Source organism: Haloarcula sp. Atlit-47R, assembly GCF_003665985.1.
GTDB classification, from domain to species: Archaea; Halobacteriota; Halobacteria; order Halobacteriales; family Haloarculaceae; genus Haloarcula; species Haloarcula taiwanensis.
The window spans coordinates 1298075-1312248 of the sequence record NZ_QPLQ01000001.1; the positions used below are offsets into that span (position 1 = coordinate 1298075).

The window sequence follows — 14174 nt, forward strand, 5'->3', positions numbered from 1 at the left end:
TGATACTAATACCACCCCCGTACAGCCGCGGTTCAGTTCCACCCCGGTTTGCGAACCTTCTTAGGCCAGTGGGCATAACCACTGTCCACTCAGATGGCGACCGCCGAGAACACCGAACTCATCGACCGCTTCGAGGAGTTCTACCGCAACTACTACCGCAACGAAATCGGTGAGCTCGCCCAGAAATACCCGAACGACCAGAAATCGCTGTATATCGACTGGGACGACCTCTATCGCTTCGATCCGGACCTGGCGGACGACTACCGGACCAAGCCAGAGCAGATTCAGGAGTACGCCGAGGAGGCCCTTCGACTGTACGACCTCCCGGTCGACGTCTCGCTTGGCCAGGCTCACGTCCGCGTCCGGAACCTCCCCGAGTCGGAGGACATCCGGGACCTGCGCCACGAACACCACGGCAACCTCGTCGCCGTCCAGGGCATCATTCGGAAGGCGACCGACGTGCGGCCGAAGGTTATCGAGGCCGCATTCGAGTGCCAGCGCTGTGGCACACTCACGCGCATCCCACAGGCTGCCGGTGACTTTCAGGAGCCCCACGAGTGTCAGGGCTGTGAGCGACAGGGGCCGTTCCGGCTCAACACCGACCAGTCCCAGTTTATCGACGCCCAGAAGCTCCGCGTCCAGGAGTCCCCCGAAGGACTCCGCGGCGGCGAGACGCCCCAGTCTATCGATGTCAACATTGAGGACGACATCACGGGCCACGTCACCGCGGGCGACCACGTCCGCGTGACCGGTGTCCTCAAACTCGACCAGCGGGGATCGGACAACGAGAAGTCCCCGATGTTCGACATCTACATGGAGGGTATCAGCGTCGAAATCGAGGACGAGCAGTTCGAGGATATGGAGATCACCGACGCCGACAAGAAGGAAATCGTCGAACTCTCCAACGAATCCGACATCTACGACAAGATGGTCGGCGCTATCGCCCCCTCCATCTACGGCTACGAGAAGGAGAAGCTCGCGATGATGCTCCAGCTCTTCTCGGGCGTGACCAAGGAGCTTCCTGACGGCTCGCGTATACGCGGGGACCTCCATATGTTGCTGATAGGTGACCCTGGGACGGGGAAATGCGTTCACGGTGATACCAGAGTGACACTCGCAGACGGTCACGAACGCCCGATACGGGAGCTCGTCGAATCGAACTTGGACGACCCCAAACCGGTCGACGACGGGGTGTGGGACACCGCTGATTTCGATGTCCCGTCACTCCAGTCCGACGGAACGATAGCCGCCCAGCGAGCGACAAAGGTCTGGAAACGCGAAGCACCGGACTCCCTGTATCGGATACGGACCGCGACTGGGCACGAACTCGACGCCACTCCGTCCCATCCACTGTTTGTCCAATCCGCCGGTCGGTTCCAGGCCAGGAAAGCCGAGGACTTGGAGACCGGGACTCACATCGCAGTCCCTCGGACCCTCTCTACAGCCGCCTGCGACGAACTGGACGTCACGTTCCGAAAATCACAGGCGAACAACAGGGTCGACCTCGACCTGCCGGCGACGTGGACTCCCGAACTGGCCCGGCTCATCGGATACATCGTCGCCGAAGGGTACGTCGAACAGCGCCCGGACAACACCGGCTTCGTTTCGATAACGAACAACGACTCCGAAGTGCTCGATGACGCGAAATCCGTTCTAGAGTCGCTCAATCTCAACGTCACGGAACGCGACTCCCACGACGGGAAGGCTGCCCGCGAACTGCTGTGTTCGGCCGGTGAGTTCGTGAGCTTCCTCGCATCTCTGGACGAGACGCTGCTCGCGTCGTCGGCGGACAGACGCGTTCCGCGAGCTATCATGCGGGCTAGCGACGACGTCGGCTCCGGATTCCTTCGGGGATATATCGAAGGGGAGGGCCACGTCTCGAAGTCACAACGGGAAATTACCGTTGCTTCGATGAGTAAGCCGCTGCTGGAAGATGTCCGGACACTCCTCGTGACACAGGGAATCACGGCGCAACTCCAATCCCGAAACAACGGAAGTTACCGGCTCCGAATCTCCGGGCAGTCCGTCCACGAGTACGCGGAAACCATCGGATTCGTTACGGAGCGAAAGACTGAGGCCTGCCAGAAATTCGAGGGCACCCGCGGAAATACGAACCTGGATACCGTCCCTGCTCTGGGTCCGGAACTCCGTCGCATCCGGGAGACGCTTGGACTGACGCAGTCCGAATGTGGCCTTCCACGGTCGACGTATCAACACTACGAACGGGGGCGCAGAAACCCGAGTCGTGACAGTCTCGAATCGGTTCTCGATGCGTTCGAGACGCGGTTAGCTGAGATGAGTCACGAGCCTCCGTCCGGTGACGTTGCGGCCAGCGACGGGGGCGGAACCGGCTCACTCCGTCAAGACCTGGATGCACTCACTGCACTCGTCGAAGGAGACGTCGCGTGGGACCGAATCGAATCGATAGAACCCATCGACCACGACGAAGAGTGGGTCTACGACCTCGAAATCGAGGGCACGCACAATTACCTCACTAACGGGGTTGTCTCGCACAACTCCCAGATGTTATCATATATCGAGAATATCGCGCCCCGCTCTGTCTACACCTCCGGGAAGGGGTCGTCGAGCGCGGGGCTGACCGCCGCGGCCGTGCGCGACGACTTCGGCGACGGCCAGCAGTGGACGCTTGAAGCGGGCGCACTCGTGCTCGCCGACCAGGGTATCGCTGCCATTGACGAACTGGACAAGATGACGCCGGAGGACCGGTCGGCGATGCACGAGGCGCTGGAACAGCAGCGAATCAGCGTCTCGAAGGCCGGCATCAACGCGACGCTCAAGTCCCGCTGTTCGCTGCTGGGCGCGGCCAACCCGAAGTACGGCCGCTTCGACCAGTACGAACCAATCGGCGAGCAGATAGACCTCGAACCGGCGCTTATCTCCCGGTTCGACCTCATCTTCACCGTCACCGACAAGCCCGACGAGGAGGCCGACCGGAACCTCGCCGAACACATCATCCAGACCAACTACGCCGGCGAACTCAACACCCACCGGACGCAGAATCCGACCTCGAATTTCAGCGAGGAAGAGGTCGACACGGTCACCGAGGAGGTCGCACCGACCATCGAACCAGATCTCCTCCGGAAGTACGTTGCCTACGCGAAGCGCAACTGCTTCCCGACGATGACTGAGGATGCGAAATCGCGAATCGAGGACTTCTACGTCGACCTGCGGCTCAAGGGCCAGGACGAAGACGCGCCGGTCCCGGTCACCGCCCGGAAACTGGAGGCGCTGGTCCGGCTTGCCGAGGCGTCCGCCCGGATTCGGCTGTCGGACACCGTCGACGAGGCCGACGCCGACCGGGCCGTCGACATCGCCCACTACTGCCTGAAAGAAATCGGGGTCGACCCCGAAACCGGCGAGTTCGACGCCGATGTGGTCGAGACAGGCCAGTCCAAGACCCAGCGCGACCGCATCCAGAACATCAAGGGCATCATCTCCGACATCGAGGACGAGTACGACGAGGGCGCACCCGCTGACGTGGTCATCGAGCGCGCGGAGGAGGTCGGCATCGACGAGTCCAAGGCCGAACACGAGATTGACAAGCTGAAACAGAAGGGCGAGGTGTACGAGCCCCGGACGGACCATCTCCGGACGACCTGAATATGGACCGTATTTCCGCACTCCGCAACATCGAAGAGGCGCTGGCCGACTTCGAGGCCGGGTCGAAGTCGCTCGGTGACCTTGAACGGGACGTTCGCGGAACGCTCCGGACCTACGCAACTGAGTTCGAGGGCGACCTGCAGGCATACCGGGCGAGCGGCGGGGCCGCCGTTGACGGGCTCGTTGTCCTTGCGCCGTCCGAGACAGCAGCCCGCGAACGGGTTCGAGACCTCGTTTCGGACGCCGGTGAGTTCACCGTCACGGCCGTCGAGTAGGCCGCCTCGGGGTCGTGGGGCTGTCGATCTCGCCCGCAGACTGTACCGTTTTGTCCCGATTACCCTCTATTTTCTCCTCCAGACCTTCATATATTCACTATAAAACTACTTCAATTCAGTAAAATTTTATAGCAATAATAGCAATGTCTATCCAGTGCTACTCGTCGTCACGTACTCTCGGCCGGCACGCAGAGACCTGCGGAACGTCTGTCGTGCCCACGAAGATTGTGTCGTTCGGCAGTTCGGGAGAGCAGCGTTGTTCTCCGGGACCGAGTTCGGGGCGTTTCAGGCGCTCCGACTCCACGAGAAACACGGGCTTGACGTTCAGATCGAGCGCGTTGAGCCGTTCGAACCGACGGATGTCCCGAAACACGTTCGTGAGGCGGCCAGGCGGTACGAGGCACGCGAGCAACCGGCGACGCCCTACGAGCGGTTCGCGTCGGGACGTGATCTCCCGGACCCGGACCAACTCCGAGGCGTTAACCTGTGAAGCTCCGCGTCGCTGGAACTACTTATACGGGTGCTGTCGTCGACCTCCGTGCCCGAACCGTCGACGGTCGGACCGTCGCCGCGAGCATCCGCGGACGGCGGTGCCTTCCGGCTGTGTCCTGTCCGGAACCGCCGGCCGTGTACGTTTACGCCGGACACGTCCACCCGTCGATGGGACTCCGAACGCGAACTGCACTTGCGGCTGCCGCCCGGTCACGGGGATACGAGACGCCGCAGGACGACGCTATCGCGGACTGCCGCGCAAAACTGGCCAAGCTTGAGTGTTCGCCGCCGGAGCTGCCGGACCCTGTCGACCCGGTCTCGGAGTCGACCATCGACGGCCTGCAGGAAGCGGTCGCTACCCACCGCGGGCGTCTCACCGCTCGGCAGGCGGTCGGTGCAGACGACGAAGCGGCACAGGCCGCCCTCCGCGACGCGGCAACGGAACTGAGCGAACGGGAGACGCGGCGGGCTGCCGTCAGCGAAACTCGCGAACTCCGCCGGGAGCGGGCACGCGCCTACCGGGACACGCTGGAGGAACAGCGTCGGTTTGCCGACGAACTGGCCAACCTCCGGCGGAGCGCTCGGGCAACTCTCGTCGACCGATGTACCGAGACGTTTGCTCGGGCCATCGACACCGTTCCGGGGCCAGTTCCGGACAGCCCGTTCGACGCCGATCCAGTAACGGCCGCTCTGGGCGTGCTCCGGTTCGCGAAGACGCCCGCACCGGTCGTCCTCGAAACGAACCGGTTCAGATCGCCGACAGCTGCATCAGACTGTCTCGACGCCCCTGTCGTTCGTTGCTGACTTTTAAATCAGAGGGCCAGGCCACCGACCCTATGGTTACCTTCGACTGTCGCGCCGAGCGAGTCGACGACGTGACGCTCGTCACGGCCACTGTCGGCGACATCCCTGAACCGACTCGAATTACCGTTCAGAATCGTCTCGATGGTCCGCTCTGGCCACCGAGGACGCAGGGCGTCCCTGAGGCCGGCTGGTCGGAAGGTGGGTTCGAGGGAGTCGTTAGGCCGGGGACACACGCGCTCGGGTACGCGACGCCGGCCCCGCCGGCCGCCAAGCCGGCGGAGCTGGTGCGTGCCGAGCCAGCGCCTGAGACTAGTATCGCCGACGAGCGACTCGACTCTGCAGCTGCCGTACTCAGAGAGCTGGGTGACCCGTCACCGCCTTCTGATGCTGTGCCAACAGCTGAGTCGGCCCACGTATCCCAAACATCGAGCGCTGGACCGCTCGGCCCCACACCCGGGCGGGACATCGAACGACTGCCAGAGGGAAGTCATCAGTCAACCGGGCCGGGGGCGTCCGGCCGGCGTCCGGAGCAGCAACTCCCCGATGCGGTCTTGCAGTGGCTCGAAACCGTTGCTCGGCGGGTAGACTGTGCCGAGCGGCTGGCTGAGGCAGAGTCGCTGTCGGCGGCGACAGCTGCAGTTCGCGCGGCAGACGGCCTCTCCGGCGTCCGGACGGTTGCGGCACGCGGCGATACTGACGAGCAAATGCTCCGGGCGCTGGCCCGGCGGGCCGAGCGGCTCGCCGATCGACGAGCGGCCACCACGGTGCCGACCGAAACGCTGGCCCGGCTGGCATGATTCTGGCAGTCACCGGCGGCAAGGGCGGCGTCGGCAAGTCGACTGTCGCGTACAATCTCGCGGCGGAACTCGACGAACTCGAACGGGCTGACAGCAGGGGTTCGTTCTCGAACCCGAACGCGGGGAGCGTCGTCGTCGACGGCGATCTCGGGATGGCGGACCTCCCGTCCAGCCACGGCCCCGACCTGCACGACGTTCTCGCTGACCGCGCCGACCCACACGAGGCTGTCCGCGAGGACGGTCCCGTGACTCTCGTCCCGTGCGGACGAACGCTAGCCGGCGCTCGAAGTACCGATTTGCAGGCCCTCACAGACGTATTCGCTGCGCTGGAGCGGACCTATCGCTGGGTCATCGTGGATTCGCCAGCCGGCCTGCACGCCGACGTAGGGCTGCCCCTTGCAGCCGCCGACGCCGCGGTACTCGTCACGACGCCGGAAGGTGCGGCCCTCGCCGACGCGCTCCGGGTTCGGGCGCTGGCCCGCGAACTCGACGCCGGACTCTGTCGGGTCGTTCTCAACCGAGCCGGTCCGAACTCTGCGACCGGCGCCGCCGCAGACCGGTTCGGTGCGCCAGTCGTTGCCATCCCGGAAAGTGAGCCACTATCGACGGCACAGGCGCACGGACAGCCGCTTCGAGACATAGCCCCGGACACGCCGGCCAAACACTCGCTTGAAGCGCTCGCCGACGCCGCTTACTCCTGTAGCTCGGTGTAGGTCCCCCGTAACGTGACCGGCGTTACGTCTGCTGTCTCTGCTGCTTCGGCCTGCGTGAGCGCCACGTCCTGCTCCTGGGCTGCGGTGTAGAGACACGCCGCAGCGACACCGGCCGGATTGCGCCCGCTGACCAGTCCACGGTCCTGTGCCACGTCGACGAGCCGCTCTGCGCGCTGTCGCACTTCCGTAGGCAGGTCCAGCGTCGTTGCGAACCGGGGGACGTACTCGCGGGGGTCAATCGGCCCAGTCGGTAGCCCGAGTTCTCTGTTCAGGGCGTCGTACGCCGCGCGAAGCTCTGCCTGGGTCGCTTTGGCGACAGTACAGAGTTCGTCGACGGTCCGGGCAACGCCTTCGGTTCGGCAAGTGGCGTAGATGGCCGCGGCTGCGAACCCTTCAAGCGTCCGTCCCTGCAGCAGGCCCTCGTTCTGTGCGGATTCGAACAGCACGCACGCTCGGTCTCTGATTGCGTCTGAGAGCGCCATCGAACTGATGATACGCCGTATCTCGGTGAAGGCATACACCTTGTTTCGCTCACGCTTCGAACTGATCTGGGCGCGGTTGTGTTCGCGGCGGAGGCGAGCAAACTGACGGCGTTTGCGCCCTTTGAGCCGCGTCGACCGGCCGATTTTCGTCGAAAGGCCGCGGTCGTGACGGGACCGCGTCAACGGCGCGCCCGTGCGTGCCCGGTCCGTGTCGTCATCGTCGAACGACCGCCACTCTGGGCCGGGATCAATGGCGTCCTCACCGACGACTAACCCACAGCCGCTACAGACCGACTCGACGCCCTGCTGTTTGACTGACCCGTTACACTCCGGACATTGCGTTACCGTCGTACTCATGTTTCCACCTACGGCTGGATGGCGGGTTAAAAAACCGATGCAAAGACGGGTTTCCGGGCGGTTTTCGTCGAAACTGCCAACCGGTAACCGGTAGGTAGCTGTCGGGGTCGGTACCAGAGTCTATCGGGATACCGACAGCATTAAATTCCAATACGGAAAAGAAAATTTTTAATGGCACTGTCGGATATCGCTGCCGGTGTCGAGGTCACGACCCACCAGCGTGACCACGGCGTCGCTGCTGTCGACGAGACGGACGCGCCGCTCTCGGAGCGCTTGGCTCCCGTGGCCGACGACCTCCCGTGCTCGGCGGCGACAGCGGCGACCGTCGTCGAGGCCTACGCAGCCGGCAAGAGCGTCGGCGATGCGGGCCGAACCGCCGGTGTTGCGCCTGTGATGGCCGCCAAGACGCTCCATCTCGTCGGTGAGCAAGTGTCACCGGTCGGCCCACAGGGCCGTGAGATAATCGCCGATTGGCTCGCCGGGGACCTCTCTCGCAGCGATGCCATCGCACTCGCTGACGTAACTGAACAGGAGTTTGCCCTGGCGGTGTACATCGAAACGCACGAGCCGTTGCCCGCGGCCCGCGATGCGGTCGAGGGCGCACTGACGACTGCGGAACGGGACCCGTTAAGAGAGACGATGAGCGACATCGGCGAGCTGTTGTGAGGGTGTGCGCATAACTCTCTCGGCGAGGTCGGGAGTGAGTAACATCGGCGAGCTGCTGTGGGGGTGTCGAAACCGCTGTCTCGCTCCTCGCGACCTGTCTGGGGCATGCTTAACACCTATGGCTGCAAACGCGGAGTTATGTCGGCTTCGGAACTGGCAGACCGGGTGGCCGAGGTGCTTGCGGCGGATAGCGAGTCGTTCAACGAACAGGCGCGCGAGGAAGCCGAAGCGCTCAAATCCGCTGTTCGCGACGGGACGTTCGACAACACGGAAGCGATCGTCGGTATGGAACTGGAGCTGTACGCCGTTGACGAGCAGACCGACGCGCTCCAGCGGGTCCCTCGACAGTTGCTCGAACTCATCGGATTCGAGAAGGAACTCGGCCTGCACAACGCGGAGATGCAGACGAGTCCGCAGCCGCTGAATACGCATGGGCTGGCGGCCCAGCGAAACGAACTGAAGGCGTCGCTGATGCCGGCCCAGCAACGGGTACGCAACGAGGGTATCCGGCTCGTCTCCGACGGTATGTGGACCGTTCCACCCGCCGGTGAGACGGCCCGGGAGTACCTCTGTGACTGCGTCGAACAGAACGGCGTCCGCATCGGGACGAACATGTCCGACTCCGTCCGCTATCACACGATGGCCAACACGGACTACCCCTCGGCGTTCGAAATCGACGCGCCACACGTCTCGCTACAGGCCGAGACGGTGATGCCGGAGTCGCTCATCACCTCGATTCAACCCCACTACCAGATTCCACACGCCCCGGACCTACCGGAGTATTTCACGTACGCACTCCGAATTGCTGCGCCGCTGCTGGCGCTTGGCGTCAACTCTCCGTTTTTCCCGCCGGACCTCTACGACGACGCGCCCGATCTGGAGATCGTCGCCGGGGCGAACATGGAGAACCGTATCGGCGTCTTCGAGTCAGTGCTCAACCCGCCCGACGGCGATTCGACGCCACCGAAAGTGTGTTTTCCGCCGGATTTCGACTCAGTCGAGGCGGCCATCGACGATATCGTCGAGGACGACACCATCGTTCCGGTCGAACTACAGTCGGGGACCCGCTTCGACGACGATTTCGTCCACTTCCGACACAAGCACGGCACGTACTGGCGGTGGGTCAGGCCGGTGTTCGAGGGGCCGACCCGGTCGGCGGCCAACGCTCGCATCGAGTTCCGCCCGCTGGCTGCACAGCCGACCGTCAACGATGCAATCGGATTCGCCGCTGTCTTTGCTGGCCTGATGGAGAGCCTACCACAGCTCGAACACCCTATCCGGTCGCTGGACTGGGAGACGGCGAAGAAGAACTTCTACACCGCCGCCCGGAACGGTCTCCGGGCGAAAATCGAGTGGATAACCGCCGACGGGGCGACGACGACCAGCACCGAAGAAATATACGGCGAACTGTTCGAGCACGCACGCGAGGGTCTCGAACAGCGCGGTCTCTCGGCTGAGGAGGCCCACAGCTACATCCGGCCGCTGCGCGAGCGCGTCGATCGCCGGCTCACGCCCGCACGGTGGAAACACGACTACGTTCGCCGCCGCGTCGAGGAGAACGTCCCGCTTGCTGAAGCGATCTGGGGGATGCAGGCCACCTACATCCGTCATCAGGAAGAGAATCTGCTTGAGGGGAGTTTCGTCGACTGGTTCGAGTAACCTCAGTCACCGGTCGCCAGTTCCGACTGCTCTGTCTCCCCGTGTCGGTCCGCAATCCCTGCGTACGCGACGACGTCTTCGCCCAGTTCCTCGATGCGGTCAGCGATGTCTCTGTTGGCGATGCTGCCGTCCTCGAAGGCAGCCCACGTGTCGGGGTCGAACAGCGAGAGGTCCCACTCCCGCAGGTCGATGTGCGCAATCGTTGCGCCAGCCCCCGCCGCCGCGTCGAGGGTGCGCTGAACGGCGACTCTGGTTCCGATGTCGTCTCGAAGGCTGCCGTTGATCCCGATAACGTGTGGCGTGTCGTGCATGGTGTGCCTGTCCATAGCCGGTGCCTATTGGTGAGTACTCTGAGAAATAAATTTCAGTACGCACTCTGAGAGGTAGCTACGCGGCTAGACGGTCCAGAGTGACATTATGAAACCGTCGCCACGGCCGACGATACTGAACACTGATCGCCCCCTCTCAATCACACCGCTGAAGAGCCACGGGCTCCGACCGGTACGCACCTGCGATCGGAACTTGATTTCCTCTCGCTTACTGAAGATCGTCCTGCCGATCGCCGCTGTCGCTGTCTGTGACTACTTTTGATCTTCGTCGCGCTCCGCTGTCCCGTCTATCTCCTCGTCGACTTCCGACTCCGCCGTCTCGTCCACTGCCTCGTGTTCGTCGCTCTCGGCGAACTCGACTTCAGCTTCTAGTTCGATTTCGACGCCCTTGCCTTCCAGTTCGGCTTCGAACTCCGCCATATCTTCGACTTCTGCTTCCAGTTCCGCTGTGTCTATCTCTACCTCGACTTCGACTTCGACGGACACGTCGTCTCGGTCCATACCCACGTTCCGAGGGGCTGACATAATTCCGTTTTGCAACCGGCATGCTGCGGACAACTTCGACATCGCTATGTGCGTCAACCGCCGACAACTCGCTATGAGTGATCCCGTGGACGTGACCGTCGACACCGACGGCGAGTCGGAGTCGGTCCGCATCCACGACGACGGTGGCGAGGTCGAAGCCGGCGACGCGACCGTCCGGTTCAGTTTTTCGGGCACTGGCGACAACGACCAGTCTGGCGATGACGACGAGCGGTCACCCAACGGCAACGACGGCGGTGCGGACCCGCGCCGCATCGTCGCGCTCGATTCGGTGCCCACCGACAGCACGCTCGTGTTCGAAGCGCGCGACGGTCGACGAGGTGTCAACTGCATCCTGCATCGTGCAGGCGACGCCGTCGTCGCCTGGCGTAACTCCTGTCCGCACCAGCCCGAGGTCCCGCTGGACCCCGGTCGGGGCGCGATTGTCCGCGGTGACCAACTCGTGTGTCACAAGCACGGCGCGCAGTTCGAACCCACGGACGGCGTCTGTACGCACGGTCCATGTGCCGGTGACGCTCTCGACGGTGTTGAGGTCGCAGTACAGGACGGCGACGTGTACCTCACGGACGAGCGCTTCGAGCGGGCCGAACGGCGCTGACTCACGTCTGCGTTTTTCTGCGGTTGTCTCCCAGCAAGCGACGCCGTCAGTCGTCAGCGACGGCTGGTTCGCTGCCGGCCCGCGCGTCGGCGTCGCGCCACGTTCCTCGGAGGAACCAGGCGGCGGCGATGAAAGCAGCGAGTACGTTCGAGACGGCGAAGGCGAGCCAGATACCCTGTTCAGCCAGCGAGTACGCGAAGAGGTCGACGACCTGCGGGCCAAGCCACGCTGGGACCGTGACCGGTCGGGATGCGACCCAGGCGACCGGGAGTCGGATAATACCCAGCATGGTAATCGCCAGCGCCGCCGCGGTGAGGGTCTTGCCGGCCCCGCGGAACCCGCCAGAGTAGGCCCGAACGATGCCGATGAAGCCGAAGGTCGGGGCGACCCACTGGAGGAACTCGGCCCCGATGCGGACGACCTCGGGGTCGTCGCTGAACACGCTGACGACGGTCGGTGCGGCGAAGATAGTGACCGCGCCCAGCACGGTGAGGATGACGAACGACACCTTCGCGGCGAAGTGGTTGGCCGTCGCCGCGCGGTCAGGCCGCTCGGCACCGAGGTTCTGGCCGGTCATCGTCTCGACGCCGCGGTCCATCGCGATGGCCGGCATGAACACCAGCGAGAACACGCGGATGCCGACGCCGAAGGCTGCCACGACGGTGACCGAGAACGTCCCGACGATGAACAGCATGGCGTTGACCGACAGCGCACGCCCGGTCCCCTCGACGGAGGCCGGGACGCCCAGCCGCAGCAGTTTCCGGAGGTACTCCAGGTCGGGCGACATGTCGCCGAGGTGAATCCGCACGCCGCGCCTGCCCGACAGCAGGATGGCGATGCCGACGACCAGCGCGACACCACGCGAGAAGATGGTCGCGACGGCCGCGCCGACGACGCCCATCTCGGGGAACACCCACCAGCCGAAGATGAGGAACGGGTCGATGACGATGTTCAGGACGACGGTCCCGAACATCACCAGCATCGGCGTGATGGTATCGCCGGCTCCGCGCATCAGCGAGATGAATACGAAGAAGCCAAACATCGCCGTCAGCCCGAGCGAGACGACCTGCAGGTAGCCGGTCGCGCCCGGGAGCACCTCGCTGGATGCACCTAGCAGTGACAGGAAGTCCTCGACGAAGAAGTAACCCGTCGCGCCGAGCAACACAGAGGCCAACAGCGCGAACGTCACCGTCTGGGAGGCGGCGTACTCGGCCTCGCGGTGCTCCTCGGCCCCGGTGTGTTGGGCGACCAGTACGCTGCCCGCCACTGACAGTCCCATGCCGAGCGAGATGAGCAGGAAGATCATCGGGAAGGCAAAGGAAATCGCCGCAAGCGCCGTCGTGGAGTACTGGCCCAGCCAGAACGTGTCCGCGAGGTTATACGCCACCTGTAGCAGGTTCGTGATGACGATGGGAAAGGAGAGAAACAGTAGCGGCTTGCCGATGTCGCCACTGGTCAGGTCCAACTCATCCTGTCCCTTGAACAGGTTCCCGAGTCGCGCACCCAGCCGAGCCAGTTTCTGCCGGACGCTCACGCTGTGACCTCCTGCTGGCCGTCCAGAAGATGTGTCTCGACATACTCGGTGAGCATCCGTCTGGTACACTCGACCGGGCGACCGGTCGTAACGCGCTCGGTCGCTGCGCCGGTCAGCACGGTGACGATGAACCGAGCCGTTTCCTCGGCGTCGAGGTCTGATTTGAACGTCCCGTCAGCGATGCCGTCTTCGAGAATCGCTTCGAGTTCGTCGATGAGGTACTCGTCGAATTTCGTCAGCCGCTCACGAAAGCCGGGTTCGTATGGTGCGTGGGCACGGATTTCGAGAATCGCCGTCCCGAACTCCTCGCTCCCGTCGTCCGGCTTGTCAAGCACAGAGTCAACGAGCGAAAGCAGGCGCGCGTGTGGAGTTTCGCCCTCCGGGTCTTCGATCCGGTCGACAAACCCGTCGTACAGGTATTCGAGAAACGCACAGAGGAGGTCGTGCTTGCTGTCGTAGTGGTAGTGGAGGGCGGCCTTGCTCTTGTCCGACTCGTCGGCGATGTCCTGCATCGTCAGGTCCGCATAGCCGTACGTACACAGCGCACGGTAGGTCGCATCCATAATATCGTCGGCCGTGTCGCCGTCGTTCATTACGCGAAACTAACTGACTGGTCAGTCAAGTATTCGTCGGTACTCTCTGCGGATGGGTGTGCATGCCATGCCATCGATGGGTCAGACTCACGAGAGCTGTCGCTCTGAGAGCGTTCGGCACGATGGTAGAAGGGCGGTCGCTACTCCTTCAGATCGAGGTCGAACTGCTCGTGTTCGCTGGCGGCGTTGAGCACAACGGAGGTGTTCGACTCCCTGATGTCCGGGTCGGTGAGCAGTTCCTTTATCTGGGCGTTCATGCCGTCGGTGTCGGTGAACTTCCCGACCGCGATGATGTCGTAGTCGCCGGTGACCTCGTACACCGAAATCATCTGCTTGTGCTCTTTGAGGTCCTCGGTGACCGCCGGGAGCGACGACCCCTCAACCTTGAGCTGGATGATTGCCGTCACGTCGTAGCCGAGCTTGTCGTAATCGACCTTGGGAGTATACCCGTTGATGATCCCCTCGTCTTCGAGGTCGGAGAGGTGGTTCGAGACGGTCGTTACCGACACGTCGAGGTCTTCTCCGAGGCTCCGGAGGCTGGCACGGCCGTCACCCAGAAGTGCATTCACCAACTCACGGTCGAGATTTTCGTACGTCATTACGCTTGGAGACGCCCCCCAGGGATTAGAATTTTACGAATGTCCAAATGTAGGCGAAAGCGTCGAAACCTTTGCGCAAATCAGCAGGGTTTTAGTAGTAGCACCGCTCCTA

15 protein-coding genes are annotated in these 14174 nt (G+C 63.4%); 9 read left to right on the forward strand and 6 right to left on the reverse strand.

Going from position 1 to position 14174, the window contains the following annotated elements; genetic code table 11:
• The first annotated feature begins 93 nt into the window (after positions 1 to 93).
• The 6 genes from DVK00_RS06770 to DVK00_RS06795 all read left to right on the forward strand — a co-directional run bounded on the left by DVK00_RS06770 (position 94) and on the right by DVK00_RS06795 (position 6702).
• Positions 94 to 3621 (forward strand): LAGLIDADG family homing endonuclease, encoded by a 3528-nt coding sequence (locus tag DVK00_RS06770; RefSeq protein ID WP_121577473.1) that lies wholly within the window; start codon positions 94 to 96, stop codon positions 3619 to 3621.
• 2 nt (positions 3622 to 3623) lie between these two features.
• A complete protein-coding gene (locus tag DVK00_RS06775) occupies positions 3624 to 3896 on the forward strand; it encodes a hypothetical protein (RefSeq protein WP_101348867.1) in 273 nt (90 codons plus the stop codon).
• A 154-nt stretch (positions 3897 to 4050) separates the two neighbouring features.
• The gene (locus tag DVK00_RS06780; RefSeq protein ID WP_101348868.1) at positions 4051 to 4386 is read left to right on the forward strand and encodes a hypothetical protein; all 336 of its coding nucleotides are present in this window, start codon (positions 4051 to 4053) and stop codon (positions 4384 to 4386) included.
• A complete protein-coding gene (locus tag DVK00_RS06785) occupies positions 4383 to 5192 on the forward strand; it encodes a hypothetical protein (protein ID WP_101348869.1) in 810 nt (269 codons plus the stop codon). The genes DVK00_RS06780 and DVK00_RS06785 overlap by 4 nt, the downstream gene beginning before the upstream one ends.
• Before the next feature lie 32 nt (positions 5193 to 5224).
• Complete coding sequence (locus tag DVK00_RS06790) at positions 5225 to 5989, forward strand: hypothetical protein (RefSeq protein WP_121577474.1); 765 nt, start codon at positions 5225 to 5227, stop codon at positions 5987 to 5989.
• Positions 5986 to 6702 carry a P-loop NTPase gene (locus DVK00_RS06795; protein ID WP_121577475.1) on the forward strand — a complete coding sequence of 239 codons (717 nt, stop codon included), beginning with the start codon at positions 5986 to 5988 and terminating at the stop codon, positions 6700 to 6702. Before DVK00_RS06790 ends, DVK00_RS06795 begins: the two co-directional genes overlap by 4 nt.
• On the opposite strand, the gene DVK00_RS06800 is transcribed toward DVK00_RS06795, so the two are convergent.
• Positions 6681 to 7541, reverse strand: coding sequence for a transcription initiation factor IIB family protein (locus tag DVK00_RS06800; RefSeq protein WP_101348872.1), 861 nt, complete (start codon positions 7539 to 7541; stop codon positions 6681 to 6683). The two genes, DVK00_RS06795 and DVK00_RS06800, sit on opposite strands and share 22 nt — an antisense overlap.
• A gap of 171 nt (positions 7542 to 7712) precedes the next feature.
• Between DVK00_RS06800 and DVK00_RS06805 the strand changes: the two genes are divergently transcribed.
• A complete protein-coding gene (locus DVK00_RS06805; protein WP_121511993.1) occupies positions 7713 to 8207 on the forward strand; it encodes a hypothetical protein in 495 nt (164 codons plus the stop codon).
• Between the two features lie 138 nt (positions 8208 to 8345).
• A complete protein-coding gene (locus DVK00_RS06810) occupies positions 8346 to 9866 on the forward strand; it encodes a hypothetical protein (protein ID WP_121577476.1) in 1521 nt (506 codons plus the stop codon).
• Positions 9867 to 9868: 2 nt separating this feature from the next.
• Here the strand turns inward: DVK00_RS06810 and DVK00_RS06815 are convergent, their stop codons facing one another.
• Both DVK00_RS06815 and DVK00_RS06820 read right to left on the reverse strand, forming a co-directional pair.
• Positions 9869 to 10177 (reverse strand): NAD(P)H-dependent oxidoreductase, encoded by a 309-nt coding sequence (locus tag DVK00_RS06815; RefSeq protein WP_121535974.1) that lies wholly within the window; start codon positions 10175 to 10177, stop codon positions 9869 to 9871.
• 270 nt (positions 10178 to 10447) lie between these two features.
• Positions 10448 to 10696 carry a hypothetical protein gene (locus tag DVK00_RS06820; protein WP_121577477.1) on the reverse strand — a complete coding sequence of 83 codons (249 nt, stop codon included), beginning with the start codon at positions 10694 to 10696 and terminating at the stop codon, positions 10448 to 10450.
• A 97-nt stretch (positions 10697 to 10793) separates the two neighbouring features.
• Here DVK00_RS06820 and DVK00_RS06825 point away from each other — a divergent pair, with 97 nt between their 5' ends.
• Positions 10794 to 11336: a Rieske 2Fe-2S domain-containing protein gene (locus DVK00_RS06825; RefSeq protein ID WP_199722446.1), complete on the forward strand. Its 543-nt coding sequence runs from the start codon at positions 10794 to 10796 to the stop codon at positions 11334 to 11336.
• Between the two features lie 46 nt (positions 11337 to 11382).
• On the opposite strand, the gene DVK00_RS06830 is transcribed toward DVK00_RS06825, so the two are convergent.
• The 3 genes from DVK00_RS06830 to lrp form a co-directional block, all read right to left on the reverse strand.
• Entirely contained in the window at positions 11383 to 12870 is a 1488-nt protein-coding gene (locus DVK00_RS06830; protein WP_121511996.1) for an MATE family efflux transporter, read from the reverse strand.
• Positions 12867 to 13463: a TetR/AcrR family transcriptional regulator gene (locus tag DVK00_RS06835; RefSeq protein ID WP_121535983.1), complete on the reverse strand. Its 597-nt coding sequence runs from the start codon at positions 13461 to 13463 to the stop codon at positions 12867 to 12869. The genes DVK00_RS06830 and DVK00_RS06835 overlap by 4 nt, the downstream gene beginning before the upstream one ends.
• A 140-nt stretch (positions 13464 to 13603) precedes the next feature.
• Positions 13604 to 14062 carry an HTH-type transcriptional regulator Lrp gene (gene lrp / locus DVK00_RS06840; protein WP_004960124.1) on the reverse strand — a complete coding sequence of 153 codons (459 nt, stop codon included), beginning with the start codon at positions 14060 to 14062 and terminating at the stop codon, positions 13604 to 13606.
• Between the last annotated feature and the right edge of the window lie 112 nt (positions 14063 to 14174).

Coding starts and splice junctions, on each gene's coding strand:
- lrp (WP_004960124.1), bottom strand. CDS start 14,062: ATGACGTACGAAAATCTCGACCGTGAGTTGGTGAATGCACTTCTGGGT.
- DVK00_RS06805 (WP_121511993.1), top strand. CDS start 7,713: ATGGCACTGTCGGATATCGCTGCCGGTGTCGAGGTCACGACCCACCAG.
- DVK00_RS06810 (WP_121577476.1), top strand. CDS start 8,346: ATGTCGGCTTCGGAACTGGCAGACCGGGTGGCCGAGGTGCTTGCGGCG.
- DVK00_RS06835 (WP_121535983.1), bottom strand. CDS start 13,463: ATGAACGACGGCGACACGGCCGACGATATTATGGATGCGACCTACCGT.
- DVK00_RS06790 (WP_121577474.1), top strand. CDS start 5,225: ATGGTTACCTTCGACTGTCGCGCCGAGCGAGTCGACGACGTGACGCTC.
- DVK00_RS06815 (WP_121535974.1), bottom strand. CDS start 10,177: ATGCACGACACGCCACACGTTATCGGGATCAACGGCAGCCTTCGAGAC.
- DVK00_RS06800 (WP_101348872.1), bottom strand. CDS start 7,541: ATGAGTACGACGGTAACGCAATGTCCGGAGTGTAACGGGTCAGTCAAA.
- DVK00_RS06770 (WP_121577473.1), top strand. CDS start 94: ATGGCGACCGCCGAGAACACCGAACTCATCGACCGCTTCGAGGAGTTC.
- DVK00_RS06795 (WP_121577475.1), top strand. CDS start 5,986: ATGATTCTGGCAGTCACCGGCGGCAAGGGCGGCGTCGGCAAGTCGACT.
- DVK00_RS06775 (WP_101348867.1), top strand. CDS start 3,624: ATGGACCGTATTTCCGCACTCCGCAACATCGAAGAGGCGCTGGCCGAC.
- DVK00_RS06820 (WP_121577477.1), bottom strand. CDS start 10,696: ATGGACCGAGACGACGTGTCCGTCGAAGTCGAAGTCGAGGTAGAGATA.
- DVK00_RS06825 (WP_199722446.1), top strand. CDS start 10,794: ATGAGTGATCCCGTGGACGTGACCGTCGACACCGACGGCGAGTCGGAG.